This is a genomic window from Streptomyces sp. NPDC088252 (assembly GCF_044740965.1).
Classification (GTDB): domain Bacteria; phylum Actinomycetota; class Actinomycetes; order Streptomycetales; family Streptomycetaceae; genus Streptomyces.
This window is the reverse complement of sequence record NZ_JBIURS010000011.1, coordinates 86,605-102,481: the sequence shown is the minus strand read 5'-3', so window position 1 is coordinate 102,481 and position 15,877 is coordinate 86,605. Positions and strand designations below refer to the sequence as shown.

Annotated in this window: 16 protein-coding genes; 9 read left to right on the top strand and 7 right to left on the bottom strand. The window is 70.3% G+C overall.

The window, feature by feature from the left end:
- The first annotated feature begins 155 nt into the window (after positions 1–155).
- A complete protein-coding gene (locus ACIOHC_RS23260; RefSeq protein WP_351074402.1) occupies positions 156–746 on the top strand; it encodes a hypothetical protein in 591 nt (196 codons plus the stop codon).
- A 261-nt stretch (positions 747–1,007) separates the two neighbouring features.
- Here ACIOHC_RS23260 and ACIOHC_RS23255 read toward each other — a convergent pair whose 3' ends face one another.
- Positions 1,008–1,517, bottom strand: a complete 510-nt coding sequence (locus ACIOHC_RS23255) for a MarR family transcriptional regulator (RefSeq protein WP_351074404.1) — start codon at positions 1,515–1,517, stop codon at positions 1,008–1,010.
- Between the two features lie 88 nt (positions 1,518–1,605).
- Between ACIOHC_RS23255 and ACIOHC_RS23250 the strand changes: the two genes are divergently transcribed.
- The 4 genes from ACIOHC_RS23250 to ACIOHC_RS23235 all read left to right on the top strand — a co-directional run bounded on the left by ACIOHC_RS23250 (position 1,606) and on the right by ACIOHC_RS23235 (position 4,512).
- A complete protein-coding gene (locus ACIOHC_RS23250; protein WP_351074406.1) occupies positions 1,606–2,832 on the top strand; it encodes an MFS transporter in 1,227 nt (408 codons plus the stop codon).
- A gap of 67 nt (positions 2,833–2,899) precedes the next feature.
- Positions 2,900–3,331, top strand: coding sequence for a hypothetical protein (locus tag ACIOHC_RS23245; RefSeq protein ID WP_365692031.1), 432 nt, complete (start codon positions 2,900–2,902; stop codon positions 3,329–3,331).
- Between the two features lie 7 nt (positions 3,332–3,338).
- Positions 3,339–3,776, top strand: coding sequence for a DCC1-like thiol-disulfide oxidoreductase family protein (locus tag ACIOHC_RS23240; RefSeq protein ID WP_351074410.1), 438 nt, complete (start codon positions 3,339–3,341; stop codon positions 3,774–3,776).
- Between the two features lie 25 nt (positions 3,777–3,801).
- Positions 3,802–4,512, top strand: coding sequence for a TetR family transcriptional regulator (locus ACIOHC_RS23235; protein WP_351074412.1), 711 nt, complete (start codon positions 3,802–3,804; stop codon positions 4,510–4,512).
- Between the two features lie 85 nt (positions 4,513–4,597).
- Here the strand turns inward: ACIOHC_RS23235 and ACIOHC_RS23230 are convergent, their stop codons facing one another.
- The 3 genes from ACIOHC_RS23230 to ACIOHC_RS23220 form a co-directional block, all read right to left on the bottom strand.
- Positions 4,598–6,154: an ABC transporter substrate-binding protein gene (locus ACIOHC_RS23230; RefSeq protein WP_351074414.1), complete on the bottom strand. Its 1,557-nt coding sequence runs from the start codon at positions 6,152–6,154 to the stop codon at positions 4,598–4,600.
- 188 nt (positions 6,155–6,342) lie between these two features.
- Positions 6,343–7,683 (bottom strand): metallophosphoesterase, encoded by a 1,341-nt coding sequence (locus tag ACIOHC_RS23225; RefSeq protein ID WP_401843797.1) that lies wholly within the window; start codon positions 7,681–7,683, stop codon positions 6,343–6,345.
- Positions 7,684–7,713: 30 nt separating this feature from the next.
- A complete protein-coding gene (locus ACIOHC_RS23220; RefSeq protein WP_351074418.1) occupies positions 7,714–7,959 on the bottom strand; it encodes an SCO4848 family membrane protein in 246 nt (81 codons plus the stop codon).
- Between ACIOHC_RS23220 and ACIOHC_RS23215 the strand changes: the two genes are divergently transcribed.
- On the top strand, positions 7,898–9,346 hold the full coding sequence (locus tag ACIOHC_RS23215) for a D-alanyl-D-alanine carboxypeptidase (RefSeq protein ID WP_389636863.1): 1,449 nt from the start codon (positions 7,898–7,900) through the stop codon (positions 9,344–9,346). The genes ACIOHC_RS23220 and ACIOHC_RS23215 overlap by 62 nt on opposite strands.
- Here ACIOHC_RS23215 and ACIOHC_RS23210 read toward each other — a convergent pair.
- Positions 9,294–10,223, bottom strand: coding sequence for a YihY/virulence factor BrkB family protein (locus ACIOHC_RS23210; protein WP_401843794.1), 930 nt, complete (start codon positions 10,221–10,223; stop codon positions 9,294–9,296). The two genes, ACIOHC_RS23215 and ACIOHC_RS23210, sit on opposite strands and share 53 nt — an antisense overlap.
- A gap of 141 nt (positions 10,224–10,364) precedes the next feature.
- Between ACIOHC_RS23210 and ACIOHC_RS23205 the strand changes: the two genes are divergently transcribed.
- Positions 10,365–11,714, top strand: coding sequence for an FAD-binding oxidoreductase (locus ACIOHC_RS23205; protein ID WP_351074423.1), 1,350 nt, complete (start codon positions 10,365–10,367; stop codon positions 11,712–11,714).
- 165 nt (positions 11,715–11,879) lie between these two features.
- Entirely contained in the window at positions 11,880–12,680 is an 801-nt protein-coding gene (locus ACIOHC_RS23200; protein ID WP_351074424.1) for a decaprenylphospho-beta-D-erythro-pentofuranosid-2-ulose 2-reductase, read from the top strand.
- Positions 12,681–12,718: 38 nt separating this feature from the next.
- On the opposite strand, the gene ACIOHC_RS23195 is transcribed toward ACIOHC_RS23200, so the two are convergent.
- Together ACIOHC_RS23195 and trpS are read right to left on the bottom strand one after the other, a co-directional pair.
- Positions 12,719–13,309, bottom strand: coding sequence for a 2'-5' RNA ligase family protein (locus tag ACIOHC_RS23195; protein WP_351074425.1), 591 nt, complete (start codon positions 13,307–13,309; stop codon positions 12,719–12,721).
- A gap of 112 nt (positions 13,310–13,421) precedes the next feature.
- Positions 13,422–14,435, bottom strand: coding sequence for a tryptophan--tRNA ligase (gene trpS / locus ACIOHC_RS23190; protein WP_351074427.1), 1,014 nt, complete (start codon positions 14,433–14,435; stop codon positions 13,422–13,424).
- A gap of 226 nt (positions 14,436–14,661) precedes the next feature.
- Here trpS and rocD point away from each other — a divergent pair, with 226 nt between their 5' ends.
- The gene (gene rocD, locus ACIOHC_RS23185; protein ID WP_389636865.1) at positions 14,662–15,867 is read left to right on the top strand and encodes an ornithine--oxo-acid transaminase; all 1,206 of its coding nucleotides are present in this window, start codon (positions 14,662–14,664) and stop codon (positions 15,865–15,867) included.
- Positions 15,868–15,877 lie beyond the last annotated feature (10 nt).

Here is a 15,877-nt window from a genome sequence, read left to right as displayed (position 1 = left end):
CGGGCCCCGTTTTCCGCACGAACACCGCGGGAAGCGGGGCCTCTTGCTGCGCCGTCCGGGTCCGGACGGTACGGTCGTGCGGGACCGGACACCGGTTCGCCGCCTCCGGAGCAGCAAGGCACGGGGCGCACAGGCTTGATCGAAAGCGGGGAACGTTGAGCGATCCGAATCCGTACGCGGACGACTCATACAAGTGGGGGCCTCCCCAGCAGCCGGGCAATCCGCCCACCGTCGCGGACGGCCAGGGCCAGGGGCAGTCCGCGCCGGCCTACGGCTACCCGCAGCAGCTGCCCGACTCCGCGGCCCAGCCCGGCCCCGGCTACGGCTATCCCCCGGAGCAGGGGCCGACCATGCCCGGTCACGGCTATCCGCAGCAGCCGGGGATGCCGCCCGGCGCCGGCGGTGCGCCGATGCTGACGTTCGGTGACATCACCGTGATGAACGACCAGATCGTGACGCCGGCCGGGACGATGCCGCTCAAGGGCGCGGTGTGGACGGCCACGGACCTGTCGCGCACGGAGGAGAAGATCCCGACGGTGGCGATCGTCCTGGCGATCGTCTTCGCGCTGCTCTGCCTGGTCGGTCTGCTCTTCCTCCTGATGAAGGAGAAGAAGACGACCGGCTTCATCCAGGTCTCGGTGACCAGCGGTGGCAGGCACCACTCGACGATGATCCCGGCGATGGGCCCGGAGACCTTCCCGATGGTCATGGCACAGATCAACACCGCCCGCTCGATGAGCATCTGACGGGTACGGGGCCTCCGTTCGCGATGCCGGGAAGCCGGAGGCCACGGCCGTACGGGGGCGGCGGGGGCCGGAAGGGGGCCGAGCGCCGGACGGCTCAGAGCCTGTCGGGTGACCTCGGACCGGATGGCGGACGCGGTCCGGTGCGTGCGGTTCCCAGCCGCGGGAGGGAGTCGACGCAGAGCGTCGGCGACCGACGACAACGCGGGAAGCGTGCGTGCCAGGGTGTGGCCGCCCGGTCGGAGGTCACCCCCCGACAGGCTCTCAGTCCCAGGCGGCGCCGCCCCGGTCCTCGGCGACCACCATGATGCGCCGCAGCATGTCGTTCAGCAGCGTGCGTTCGTCCTTGTCGAGGACGCCGAGCAGCCGGTATTCCTCGTGCCCGAGGACGTCCATCGCCCCGAGCCAGGTCGAGCGGCCCTCGTCGGTGAGTTCCACGTCGACCCTTCGGCGGTCGGTGGTGGAGGGCGTACGGCGGACGAAGCCGCGCCGTTCGAGCGCGTCCAGTCGGCCGGTGACGGAGGCGGGCGCGAGGTCGAGGTCGGCGGCGAGTTCGGAGGGCGCCGCCGTCCCGCCGCGTCCGGCCAGCTTGTGGAGCGTGTCGAACTCCTGACGGTCCAGATCGAAGTCGACCAGGGACTGTTCGCGTACCCGGCGCAGATGGACGGAGAGCTTCTTCATCCGGGTCACCGCGCCCTCGACATCGGGATCGAGGTCGGGAAGGACGGGCTTCCAGCGCTCCACATGTCCGTCGGTCCAGTCGCGTCGCTCCATGGGAAAAGCCTACGCCCGACCTCCAACTTCCCTTCGGAACAAGATATTTCGTTGACGAATAATTCGGCTTCGAAATACATTCTCGCGCATGCCGCATCCTCTGCGCACGCGCGCCTTCCGCCTGCTCTTCATCGGACGCACCCTCTCGCTCCTCGGCGACGCCGCCATCCCCACCGCCCTCTCCCTGGCCGTCTACCTGGCCACCGGCTCGACCGGGGCGCTCGCGCTGGTGCTGGGCTGCGCGATGGTCCCCAAGCTGCTCCTGCTGCCCCTGGGGGGCGTCGTCGGCGACCGCTTCAACGCCCGGACCGTGGCGCTCACCACCGATCTCGTACGGTGCGCGACCCAGCTGTTCGTCGGCGCGGAGCTGCTCGGCGGCTCCCCCGCGCTCTGGCAGATCGCGGTCGCCGAGGCGATCGGCGGCGCCGCCGGGGCGTTCGCGATGCCGACCGTGTCCCCGCTGATCCGCGGCACCGTGCCGGAATCGGGGCTGCTGCGCGCCAACTCGCTGATGGCCGTGGTCAACAGCGCGACCCGGCTCGGCGGTCCGGCCCTCGCCGGAGCCCTGATCCTGACCGCGGGGCCCGGCTGGGCCTTCGTCCTGGACGGCGCGAGCTTCGCGGTGAGCGCGGCGCTGCTGTCCGCCATGAAGGTACGGCACATGCCCATCCCCCGACGCTCCCTGATCAGCGATCTCAAGGAGGGCTGGAGCGAGGTGCGGGGCCGCGACTGGTACTGGACGAGCCTGATCGCCCACGCCGTCTGGAACGGCGCGGCGGCGGTCCTGATGACCGTGGGCCCGGCCCTCTTCGTCCACGAGCTGGGCGGCAAGGGCGTCTGGGTCGCCCTGCTCCAGACCGGCGCGGCCGGCCTGCTCCTCGGTTCACTGCTGGCCGGCCGGGCCCACCCCCGCCGTCCAATCCTGATCGCCAACCTGGGCCTCGCCACGTACGCCCTCCCGCTCGGCCTCCTCGCCGTCCACGCGCCCGCCGCCGTGACCATCGCCGCGTACGGCGTCGCCCAGGCGGGCCTCGGCTTCCTCAACCCGGTCTGGGAGACCGCGGTCCAGTCCGCCGTGCCCGCACAGGCCCTGGCCCGCGTGACCTCCTACGACTGGCTGCTCTCGCTCGGCGCGATGCCGCTCGGCTACACGCTCGCCCCGCTCGCCGCCTCGGCCTGGGGCGCCGAAGTGCCGCTGGCCGTCGCCTCGGTGGCGGTCGGCGCGGCCTGTCTGGCGACGGCGGCGGTACCGGGCGTGCGACGCCTCGGGGCGCCCGGCAGAACGGCGGAGCCTGCCGCCGAAATGGCGACTTGAACATGTTCAAGTATGGGTCTACTGTCCATGACAACAGCTTTTGAACGCGTTCAAGGGAGGGTGGGGCATGGACCTCACTGTTGTCGCGTACGTCATCTACCTGCTGATCAGCGTGGCGCTCACCGTCTGGGTCGCGCGCACGCTCAGCCACAACGGCAAGGTGTTCCTCGCCGACGTACTGCACGGGAACGAGAAGCTCGCCGATGCCGTCAACCACCTGCTGGTGGTCGGCTTCTACCTGGTGAACCTGGGCTTCGTCACGCTCTATCTGAGGAACGACGACAGGGTCGCCGACGCCCGCGGGCTCTTCGAGGCACTCTCGGTGAAGCTCGGCGTCGTCCTGCTCGTCCTCGGTGTGCTGCACCTCGGCAATGTCTATGTGCTCAACAAGATCCGCCGTCGCGGCCTGATGGAGCGTGAGCAGACCCCGCCCGTCGCGCCGCAGGGCTGGACGGGGCCGGGCGACGGCCCGTGGGCCGCACCCGCCGCCAAGGCCTGAGCGCGCCATGACCGCCGAAGCGGGCGGGCGGCGGCTCCCCGTCCACGGCCTCACGGTGCTGTACGACGCGCGGTGCCCGCTCTGCCTCCATCTGTGCCAGTGGCTGATGAAGCAGCCTCAGCTCGTCCCGCTCGACCTCGTCCCGGCGGCCTCCGAGGAGGCACGCCGCCGCTTCCCCGGGCTCGACCACGCCGGAACGCTCGACGAGATCACGGCGATCGGCGACCGGGGGCAGATCTACCGCGGGACCTCCGCCTGGATCGTCTGCCTCTGGGCGCTGGCCGAACACCGGCCCAGGTCCCACTGGCTGACCACTCCGGCGGGCCGCCCCTTCGCACGGGCCACCGTGCTCGCCGCCGCGAAGTACCGTTCGCTGACCGCGCCGGCGTGCGGCGACGGGGACGGCGTCTGCGCCGCGGGGACGGTCCCCGGGCCCGAGGACTGACCGGGGCGCCGATACCCTCGGGGCTGTGGTGAAGGAAGCGAAGGACGTGAAGGAAGTCAAGGCTCCCAAGAGCGAGCAGACCCGCACACTCATCCTCGAAACCGCGCTCCGGCTCTTCCAGGAACGCGGCTACGACAAGACGACGATGCGGGCCATCGCCCAGGAGGCCGGTGTCTCCGTCGGCAACGCCTACTACTACTTCACGAACAAGGAACACCTCGTCCAGGGCTTCTACGACCGGCTCGCCGCCGAGCACGAAGCGGCGGTGCGGCCGGTCCTGGACGGTGACAAGGACCTCGCGGTGCGGATGCGCGGGGTCCTGCTCACATGGCTGGACGTGGCGGAGCCGTACCACCGCTTCGCCGCCCAGTTCTTCAAGAACGCCGCCGACCCGGAGAGTCCGCTCAGCCCGTTCTCGGCGGATTCGGTCGCCGCCCGCGAGGCGGCGATCTCCATCCACCGGCGCTGCCTGGCCGGCTCCGACACCAAGGTCGACCCCGAACTCGCCGAACTGCTACCGCAGTTGATGTGGCTGATACAGATGGGCCTGGTGCTGTACTGGGTGTACGACCGGACGGAGCACACCGAACGCAGCCGTCGTCTGGTCGAGCGCTCCGCCCCGATCGCCGCCCGCGCCATCGCGCTCTCCCGGTTCCGGGTGCTGCGCCCGCTGGTGCGACAGATTCACGAGGTGCTGGAGGAGTTCCTGCCCGGCGCCGCGAAGCGCCGGGCCTGAACGGACGGGGGCGGCCGCCCGGCAGCGCCGGGACCGACCGCCCCCCAAGTCCTGTCGTACGGGCCAGGACCGGCGCGGCGGGCCGTCAGATCCGTCCCAGCTCCCACAGCCGCCAGATGCCGGTGCCGTCCGAGAGGTACTGCGAGCCGGAGACATCGGTCTTGCTGACGACGTAGTCCTTCTTCTGCCACAGCGGCACGAGCGGCACGTCCTCGCCGACCAGTGCCTGGAGCTCCTTGAAGTCCGTCGAGGTACGGCCGCGGTCGCTGTACTGCAGCGTGGAGCTGATCAGGGAGTCCATCTTCTTGCTGGAGTAGCCGTTGTGGAGGCTGTTGTCGCTGCCGACCAGTGGCTGGCTGAAGGTGTCGGGGTCCGGGTAGTCGGGGAGCCAGCCGACGGTGTACGCGTCGTACTTGCCGGCCGCGTACTCCTTCTGGAACTGCTGCCAGTCGACGGCCTTGACCGACACCTTGAACAGCCCGTCCGCCTCCAACTGGCGGCGCAGCTCCTCGGTCTCCTTCTCGTAGGCCTCGTCGCCGCCGCGGTAGCCGAAGGTGATCGCCAGCGGCGTCTGCACACCGGCCTCCTGCATCAGCTTCTTGGCGCGAGCGGTATCGGGTGCGGGGTAGGCGTCGAAGAACGGCGTGCTGTGCCCGATGTAGCCCTGCGGGATCAGCGAGTAGAGCGGTTCGACCGTGCCCTTGTAGATGTCGGTCACCAGCGGCGCGCGGTCGACGATCGACGCGATGGCCTGCCGGACCTTCTTGTTCGCGAGCGGGGAGCCGTCACGGACGTTGAAGACGAGATTGCGGATCTCGGCGCTGTCCGCCTCCGTGACGCGCAGGTCGGGGTCGCCGGGGTTGAGCTCGGCGAGCGTGGCCGGCGGCAGCTGGCGGTGCGTCACATCGATCTGTCCGGACTTCCAGGCGGCCAGCAGCGCGTCCGACTCCTTGAAGTAGCGCACGGTGACCGGGACGCCGGTCTTCTTCAGCGCACCCTTGTACCGGGGGTTGGGAACCAGCTCGGCGCTGGCGTCCGCCCGGTACGACTTCAGGAGGTACGGCCCCGAGCCGTCGACCGTGTTCCCGGTCCGGAGCTTGTTCGGCGGGTACGACTCGCGGTCGACGATCGACCCGGCACCCGTGGCGAGCTTCTGCGGGAAGGTCGCGTCGCGCGAGGAGAGGTTGAAGGTGATGGTGCGGCCGTCGGCCACCACGTTCTTGAGGCTCGGGAACAGGACCCACGGACCGACATCCGTCTTGATCTTGATCATCCGCTCGATGGAGTACTTGACATCGGCGGCGGTGATCTTGCGTCCGTTGGAGAAGGACAGGTCGTCACGCAGCTTGCACTGGTACGTCTGGAGCTTCTGGCCGATGAACCCACAGCTCTCGGCGGCGTCGGGCTCGGGGACGGTCGCCCCGGACTTGAACGTCATCAGGGACTGGTAGATGTTGCTGTACATCGCCCAGGAACCGGCGTCGTACGCCCCCGCCGGGTCGAGCGAGGTGACCTCGTCCGTGGTACCGACCGCGATCGGGTCCTTGTTCACCTCGTTCGAGGGGAGCAGCTGCCAGGCTCCGACGCCTGCGATGACCAAAACCGCGAAAATCGCGAGAATCCGTACCCGGACCGACCGCATCGACGTGCTCTCCCTTTACCAGCCCCACCTCGGTGTTGTGCTCAGATCCGCACATCACCGCATGCTCGCGATCAGCCAATCACACGATTTTCACATCTGGAAGACCAAAACTGTGACTCTTAGCCTTTTGTTCGGCACTTGAAACCTTCGTGTTTCCAGGGGGTCTGTAACCAGCCATCGACGGAGGGTCAGACCTGCCGGGAGGCGAGTTCCACGACGGTGATGTCGGAGGGCGCGCCGACCCGGACCGGCGGCCCCCAGGCGCCCGCGCCCCGCGAGACGTACAACTGGGTGTCGCCGTAGCGGTCGAGGCCGGCGACCGTGGGATTGGCCAGTTCCGCGACAAGGTTGCCCGGCCAGAGCTGACCGCCGTGGGTGTGGCCGGAGAGCTGGAGATCCACACCGTGGGCGACGGCCTCATGGATGACGACGGGCTGGTGGGCGAGGAGGACGGCGGCCCGGGTCCGGTCCCGGTCGCCGAGCGCGGCCCCGAAATCCGGCCCCTGCCCCTCGCTCTGCCCGGCGATGTCGTTGACACCCGCGAGATCGAATCCATCGATCTCGACCCGGGCGTTCTCCAGGGGGTGAAGCCCCAATTCCCTGACCTGATCGATCCATTGGGCGGCACCGGAGTAGTACTCGTGATTCCCGGTGACGAAGTAGCTTCCCCGGCGGGCGCTCAGCCGCGCGAGCGGCTCCGCGGCCGGACCGAGGTCCGCGACGGTTCCGTCGACGAGATCGCCCACGACGGCGACCAGATCCGGCTGGGTGCGGTTGATCGTGTCGACGATCCGTCGGGTGTGGGCGCGGCCGAGGATCGGGCCGAGGTGGATGTCGCTGACGACGGCGATCCGGAAGCCGTGCGCGGAACGGGGCAGCTTGGCGAGCGGCACGGTGATCCGCTCGACCCGCGGCCCGCGCAGCACGCCGTACGTGCCGTGGCCGACCGTGCCGAGCCCCGCGACGGCGGCGGCGCCCCCGACGGCCCGCGCGACGAACAGCCGCCGCGTGGGGTCGGCGGGGCGGGGCGGGGCGGCAGTGGCGGGGGCGGCGGCGACGAGGGTGTCCCCGGTGATGGTGGCCCCGGCGTCCTCCGCGGTGGCGGCGCCGGTGGTCGTGGCGGACTCGGTGCCGGTGCTCCCGGCGGCCTCGGTGGTCCCGGGTGCGGGCGCCTGTGTGGCCGTGGCCCCGTCCGGCCCGCTCGCACGGGGTGCGAGCACGCGTCGCAGTACCGGCCGCACCACCTCGCCCACCAGCAGTGCGAGCGTCAGATAGAGCAGCGCGGCGAGCCACAGGTATCCCGGCCAGGCCAGTACCCGCTGGAGCCAGAAGGGCGCACCCGCGCGACCGGAGACCAGGGCGCCGACGCTCAGCAGCGGCAGGAGGTACGCGGCCACCGTGCCGACGGTGCGCAGGGCGCTGCCCTCGGTCGTCGTGTCACCGACGAAACGGCGCCACAGGTAGCGGTGCACGCCGACGAGCAGCGCGAGCACCACGACCGCCGTCAGTGCGATCCGGACCACTGCCACTCGCGCTCCCCCCGTCCGCCGTACGGCCTGTCACGCATGTTCTCGGCGCAGAGCCCTGACTCCACGGAACCCGATCACACCGACTGCCGTCCCCAGGAGAAAGGAAGTGATGGCGAGCAGCAGATGCACCCAGAAGTACGTGGTCGGGTCACCCGCGTCGTCGAAGGCGAGTCCGCTGCCGTCCTTCCACAGGTTCTTGACGAAAGTGATCCAGATGAACCAGCTCCACACCCCGAAGGCGAGCAGGAACCAGGAGACGGGGCGGCTGAGCTTCATGGTTTCAGTATCTCCGCCGCGCTCCGGCGAAGTCGCCCGGGGTGGGCTGTCCCGGCGGTACGCACGGCGGGTCAGGCCGTCCGCGCCCCTGTTCATATCTTCACCCTGTACGTTTCCGACCGTGCCTGCTTTGAAGAAGATCGCATTGACGGTCACCTCTGCCGCCTTGTTGTCCGCTTTTGTCGCCGGTCCGGCATCGGCGGCCGGCAAGGACACCTCCGACAACCGGCCGAAGCCACCCGCCGGCATGTCCCGGGTCGGCGGCGAGCTGCTGGGCCGGACGGGCACGCAGGTCAAGCTGGGGGCAGGCGCCCCGGTACTGCCCAAGGAGCTCACGGGCAGGTCCTGGATCGTCGCGGACGCGGAGAGCGGCCAGGTGCTCGCCTCGCACAACGCGCACTGGCGGCTGCCCCCCGCCTCCACCCTGAAGATGCTCTTCGCGGACACCGTGATGCCCTCGCTCCAGCCGAAGACGCGGACGTACACGGTGCAGGACGAGGACCTCGCCGGTCTCGGCGAGGGCAGCAGTCTCGTCGGCGTCAAGGAGCACCTCAGCTACACGGTCCACGACCTGTGGCTCGGGGTGTTCCTGCGCTCGGGCAACGACGCGGTGCACGTGCTGTCCTCGATGTACGGCGGCGTCCCCAAGACCGTCGCCGCCATGCAGGCCCACGCCGAGGAGTTGCAGGCACTCGACACGCACGTGGTGTCGCCCGACGGATACGACGCGCCCGATCAGGTCTCCAGCGCGTACGACCTAACGCTGTTCGCCCGCAGCGGCCTGCAGAAGGCGGACTTCCGGGAGTACTGCTCGACGGCCGAGGCCGAGTTCCCGGGCGCGAAGAAGAACGGGAAGCGCGAGAGCTTCGGGATCCAGAACACCAACCGGCTGCTCACCGGTGCGGACGGTGTCGCCCCGTACAAGGGCATCGCCGGCGTCAAGAACGGCTACACCACGCACGCGGGCAACACCTTCACCGGTGTCGCCGAGCGCGACGGACGGGTGCTGCTGGTCACCGTCATGAACCCGTCGTCCGAGGTGCCCCACGCCGTCTACAAGGAGGCGGCCAGCCTCCTCGACTGGGGATTCGACGCGAGCGGCAAGGTGACCCCGGTCGGCGAACTGGTCCCGCCGAAATCCGCCGACACCCAAGACGAGAGCGGGACCGGAAGCGGCAAGGGCCCCACGTCGGACACCGGGGAGGGCGAGGGCATGAACGGCTCCTCGCACGCCGCCGGGACCGCAGCCGCGGGCCGGGGCGGCGGGGGCATGGGGATCGCGCTGGGGATCGCGGGAGGTGTCGTGGTGCTGCTGGCCGGTGGCGCGTTCCTGATCAACCGGCGCTGGCCGCTGCCGGACCTGGTGCGCCGCCTCCCTCGCCGCTGACGGGCGCGGAGTCCTTCCCGGTGCCCCTGCCGCTCCGCGTCGCCGTCCAGGCGGCGCAGAACAGCAGCAGTTTCGCGGTGAAGTTGATCCACAGCAGCAGCGCGACCGGCACCCCGAAGGCGCCGTACATGCTCTTCGAGGCGACGCTCCTCATGTAGCTGCCGAGCAGCAGCTTGAGCAGTTCGAAGCCGACCGCGCCGATCACCGCGGCGACCAGCAGCCTGCGGCGCGGCGGCTCGACCCCGGGCAGCAGCGTCAGCAGATAGAGCAGCAGCAGGAAGTCGGCGAGGGCCGCCACGACCAGGGCGGCCACCTGCAGCACCACACCGCCCGCACCGCGGTCCGAGATGTCCAGCAGACCGGCGGTCCAGCCGACGGCGACGGAGCCGGCCGAGGAGACGGCGAGAGTCGCGAGCGCCGCCCCGCCGAGGCCGAGGAGCAGCACGACGTCCTTCAGCTTACGGATGACCGGATTGCCCAGGTCCACGTCGTCCATGCCCCACACGGCGCGCAGGCAGCCCCGCATCGCACCGATCCAGCCGATGCCGGTGAAGAGCAGGAACGCACCGGCGACGAGCCCGACCGTGCCCGCGTGCGCCACCAGATTGCCGATGCCGAGCTGGTCGGAGATGCCCGGCACCTGCTCGGCGATCTGCTTCTCGATCCTGTGGAGCTGCTCGGCGGAGAGCAGCGAGGCACCGACCGCCGCGCCGACCGCGATCAGCGGGAAGAGCGCCAGGAAGCTGATGAAGGTGATCGCGGCGGCGAGCCTGCTCCAGTGGACCCGTTCCAGCGTCTCGTACGAGCGCCAGGTGTGCGTCACCATCAGCCGCGAGACGATCGGCCCGATGACAGGGAGGTTTTTCAGCCGGTCCATGTCGTACGACTACCCTCCCGGGCGCGGAAAACCGGCTTCCCCTTCACTGCCGTACGAGCTGACATCCCCTCAATCACCCATACCGGTGAGTGTTGTAACAAATCCCTCGAAAGGGTTTTCTCGGGCGATACGGTCACCACCATGTCTGTCGACACCGTGTCCCTGACCGGCTGGGGCCGCACCGCCCCGACGACCGCGCTGCGTTTCCGCCCCCGTACGTACGAGGAGGCGGCGGCCACCGTGCGCGGCTGCGGACCCCGCGGGTCCATCGCCCGGGGCCTCGGCCGGGCCCACGGCGACGCCGCGCAGAACGCCGGCGGTTCCGTCCTCGACATGACCGCGCTGAACCGGATCCGCACCATCGACGCCGGGTCCGGCCTGGTGGTCTGCGACGCCGGGGTCAGCCTGCACCGGCTGATGGAGGTGCTGCTGCCGCTCGGCTGGTTCGTCCCCGTCACACCGGCCACGCGTTATGTCACCGTGGGCGGCGCGATCGGCGCCGACATCCACGGCCACAACCACCACTTCTCCGGCTCCTTCTCCCGGCATGTCCAGGAGCTGGAACTGCTGACCGCCGACGGCGGGATCCGTACGGTCCGGCCCGGCACCGGTCTCTTCGACGCGACCACGGGCGGGCTGGGGCTGACGGGGGTGATCCTCTCGGCCACGCTCCGGCTGCACCGCGTCACCAGTTCCTGGATGACGGTCGACACCGAACGGACCGTCGACCTCGACGACCTGCTGGCCAGGCTCTCCGCCGGGGACCACCGCTATCGCTACTCGGCCGCCTGGATCGACCTCCTCGCCCGCGGCCGGGCGACGGGGCGCTCCGTACTCACCCGTGGGGAGCACCTGCCCCAGTACGCACTTCCCGCGCGCGCCCGGCGCACACCGCTCGCGTTCCGCCCGGGACAACGGCCCGCCGCACCCGCACTCGTACCCCAGGGCCTGCTCGGCCGCACCTCCGTCGCCCTCTTCAACGAGCTCCGGTACCGCACCGCCCCCACGTACCGCATCGGGGAACTCCAGAGACTCTCCGCCTTCTTCCACCCCCTGGACGGCCTGCCGCACTGGAACCGTGTCCATGGCCGCGGCGGGTTCGTGCGGTACCAGTTCGTCGTCGGGCACGGACAGGAGGAGGCGTTGAGCCGGATCGTGCGCCGGATCTCCCAGCGGCGCTGCCCCTCGCTCCTCGCCGTGCTCAAACGGTTCGGCGGGGGCGACCCGGGCTGGCTGTCGTTCCCGATGCCCGGCTGGACGCTCGCCCTCGACCTGCCCGCCGCGCTGCCCGGCCTGGCCGGGTTCCTGGACTCGCTGGACGAGGAGGTGGCGGGGGCCGGCGGCCGGGTCTGTCTGGCGAAGGACTCCCGGCTGCGTCCGGAGATGCTGACCGCGATGTATCCACGACTGGCCGAATTCCGTTCCCTGCGCGCCGAGTTGGACCCGAACGGAGCGTTCCGCTCGGACCTGTCGCGCCGCCTGTCGCTCTGACCGCCGGCCACCACCGCCACGCCGCACCATGCGGCACCACGCCGGCTTCCGCCCGCTCGTCCGCTCGTCCGCTCGTCCGCTCGTCCGCTCGTCCGCTCGTCCGCTCGTCCGCTCGTCCGCTCGTCCGCTCGTCCGCTCGTCCGCTCGTCCGCAAGGAGTGTTTCCGTGAAGGACGCCTTCGGTGCCCCGCAGTCCCTGCTCGTCCTCGGCGGCACGTCGAAGATCGCTCTCGCCACCGCGCGGCGGCTGATCGCCGGCCGTACCCGCACGGTCCGGCTGGCCGGCCGTCCCTCCCCCGCCCTCGACCGGGCCGCCGCCGAGCTGCGCGCACGCGGCGCGGACGTCCGTACGGTCGACTTCGACGCCCTCGACCCCGAGTCCCACGAGACCGCCCTAGGAAAGATCTTCGCCGAGGGCGACATCGACGTGGTGCTTCTCGCCTTCGGTATCGCGGGGGACCAGGAGCGCGACGAGGAGGAGCCGCTCTCCGCGGTCCGGGTCACCCGGACGAATTACACGGGGGCCGTCTCCGCCGGGCTGGTGTGCGCCGGCGCGCTGCAGGCGCAGGGGCACGGTTCGCTGGTGGTGCTGTCCTCGGTGGCGGGCGAGCGCGTCCGCCGCGCCGATTTCATCTACGGGTCCAGCAAGGCGGGCCTGGACGCGTTCGCGCAGGGGCTCGGGGACGCGCTGCACGGCACGGGGGTGCATGTGATGGTCGTACGCCCCGGCGTCGTACGTCCAGAAGCGGCGGCAGGGACCGCGGCGCCGCGGCTCACCGCGGCACGGTTCGCCGAGGCCCCGCTGGAAGCCTCGCCGCTCACGACGACCCCGGACGCGGTCGCGACGGCGATCGTGACGGGGCTGCGGCGGCGCTCGGAGACGGTGTGGGTTCCGGGATCGCTACGGATGGTGATGTCGGCACTGCGGCACGTGCCGCGCCCGCTGTTCCGGCGCCTGCCGGTCTGAGCGAGGGGGCGGCCACCGGGGGCCTTCGGGGCGAGGCCTCAGGGGTGCAGCGAGGGCTCGTCCACGGAGGAGCCACCCTGCGCGGGCACGGCGGGCGCGCCGCCCCCGGCGCCGAACGGGAACTCGTTGATCTTGCGCCAGACGCTGTCCGGGCCCTGCTCGTAGAGCGCGAAGGAGTCGCAGGTCCAGGCGGCCTCATAGTCGCCGAGCTCCGCGTACGCCCGGTCCATCGCCGACTCGGCGATGGCGTGCGCCACGGTCACATGCGGGTGGTACGGGAACTGGAGCTCGCGCACCAGGGGCCCGGAGGCGTCCCTGATCCGCTTCTGCAGCCATGCGCAGGCCGAGGCCCCCTCGACGACCTGGACGAAGACGACCGGCGAGAGGGGACGGAAGGTCCCCGTGCCGGACAGCCGCATCGGGAAGGAGTGGCCGCCGGTGGCGACCTGGGCGAGATGCGCCTCGATCGCGGGCAGACAGGCCGCCTCGGCCTCGGTCGGCGGAAGGAGGGTGACGTGGGTGGGAATGCCGTACGCGGCAGGATCCCCGAAGCTCGCGCGCCGCTCCTGGAGCAGGCTGCCGTAGGGCTCCGGGACCGCGATCGAAACGCCGAGCGTTACGGTCCCCACATCGTTCTCCTCAATCCTCGATGGTGGATGGCCGATTTTCGGCCATCCACCGGGTCAACATCCCATCGCCAGTGTGACGCCTGCGGTCGCGAAACCGCCAGGGTCCTTGGACTCAGTGCTTCGCCGGCAGAAAGCCCATCCGGTCGTACGTCCGGGCCAGGGTCTCGGCCGCCACGGCACGGGCCTTCTCCGCGCCCTTGGCCAGGATCGAGTCCAGCGTCTCCGGGTCGTCCAGGTATTCCTGGGTGCGGGTGCGGAACGGTGTGACGAACTCGACCATGACCTCGGCGAGGTCGGTCTTGAGCGCACCGTAGCCCTTGCCCTCGTACTTCTGCTCCAGATCCGCGATCGCGGTGTCGGTCAGCGTGGAGTAGATGGTCAGGAGGTTGCTGACACCGGGCTTCTCGGCCCGGTCGAAGCGGATGACCGTGTCCGTGTCGGTGACGGCGCTCTTGACCTTCTTGGCGGTGGCCTTCGGCTCGTCGAGGAGGTTGATCAGGCCCTTCGGCGTGGCCGCCGACTTGCTCATCTTCGAGGACGGGTCCTGGAGGTCGTAGATCTTCGCCGTCTCCTTGAGGATGTACGGATCCGGCATGGTGAACGTGTCGCCGTAGGTGCCGTTGAACCGCTCGGCGAGGTTACGGGTGAGCTCCAGGTGCTGGCGCTGGTCCTCGCCGACCGGGACCTGGTCGGCCTGGTACAGCAGGATGTCGGCGACCATCAGCATCGGGTACGTGAAGAGACCGACCGTGGTGCGGTCGGCACCCTGCTTGGCGGACTTGTCCTTGAACTGCGTCATGCGGGACGCCTCGCCGAAGCCGGTGAGGCAGTTCATGACCCAGCCGAGTTGGGCGTGCTCCGGGACGTGGCTCTGGACGAAGAGCGTGCAGCGCTCCGGGTCGAGGCCGGCGGCGAGAAGCTGGGCGACGGCCAGCCGGGTGTTCGCGCGCAGCTCCGCGGGGTCCTGCGGAACGGTGATCGCATGCAGGTCCACGACCATGTAGAAGGCGTCGTGGGATTCCTGCAGCGCCACCCACTGGCGGACCGCACCGAGGTAGTTGCCGAGGTGGAACGAGCCTGCGGTGGGCTGGATTCCGGAGAGCACGCGGGGGCGTTCAGAGGCCATGGGGCCATTGTCTCAGGTACGGAACCGATCTCCGGCAGCCGGTACGGAAGGTGCGCGGCCCCGGTTCGGCCCCGGGGCGCACGCCGTCGCGAATGAGACGAGGAACACACTCCGGTCCGTCGGAGGACGGGCGCGCCGTGAATCGAAGGTTTCCTCACCGGGGTTCCGACCGACGATACAAAGTGGGCACCACCCCCGCCCACGCCGCACGACGAACGGAGATCCCGTGTCGATCACGGAAAATGCCATCGCCTCCGCCGAGGCGCACAGCGCGCACAACTACCATCCGCTGCCCGTCGTCGTCGCCTCGGCGGACGGAGCCTGGATGACCGATGTCGAGGGCCGCCGCTACCTCGACATGCTCGCCGGATACTCGGCGCTCAACTTCGGTCACGGCAACCGGCGGCTGCTCGACGCGGCCAGGGCCCAGCTGGAGCGGGTGACACTCACCTCGCGGGCCTTCTACCACGACCGGTTCGCCGACTTCTGCACCCGGCTCGCCGATCTGTGCGGCATGGAGTCGGTGCTGCCGATGAACACCGGGGCCGAGGCCGTGGAGACCGCGGTGAAGACCGCCCGCAAGTGGGGCTACCGGGTGAAGGGCGTCCCGGACGGCATGGCGAAGATCATCGTCGCCGCCAACAACTTCCACGGCCGGACGACGACGATCATCAGCTTCTCCACGGACCATGAGGCGCGGGCGGACTTCGGTCCGTACACACCGGGCTTCGAGATCGTGCCGTACGGGGATCTGAGCGCGCTCGGGGAGGCGATGACCGAGAACACCGTGGCGGTGCTGCTGGAGCCGATCCAGGGCGAGGCCGGGGTGCTGGTGCCGCCGCCCGGCTACCTTCCCGGGGTGCGTGAACTCACCCGCGAGCGGAACGTGCTGTTCATCGCGGACGAGATCCAGTCGGGTCTGGGGCGGACCGGGAAGACGTTCGCCTGCGAGCACGAGGGTGTCGTACCGGACATGTACGTGCTCGGCAAGGCGCTGGGCGGTGGCGTGGTGCCGGTGTCGGCGGTGGTCTCCTCGCGGGACGTGCTCGGGGTGTACCGGCCCGGTGAACACGGCTCGACGTTCGGCGGGAATCCCCTTGCCTGCGCGGTCGCGCTGGAGGTCATCGCGATGCTCCGGACCGGCGAATTCCAGCAGCGGGCGACCGAGTTGGGCGAGCACCTCCATCAGGAGCTGGGGCTGCTGGTGGGCGGGGGCGCGGTGGAGGAGGTACGCGGCCGGGGGCTGTGGGCCGGCGTCGACATCGCCCCGGGCCGCGGGACCGGCCGGGAGATCTCCGAGAAGCTGATGGACCGCCGGGTGCTGGTCAAGGACACCCATGGTTCGACGATCCGGATCGCCCCGCCGCTGGTGATCAGCAAGGAGGACCTGGACTGGGGGCTGGAGCAGCTCCGCGGCGTCCTGCGCGCCTGAGGTCCCGTCG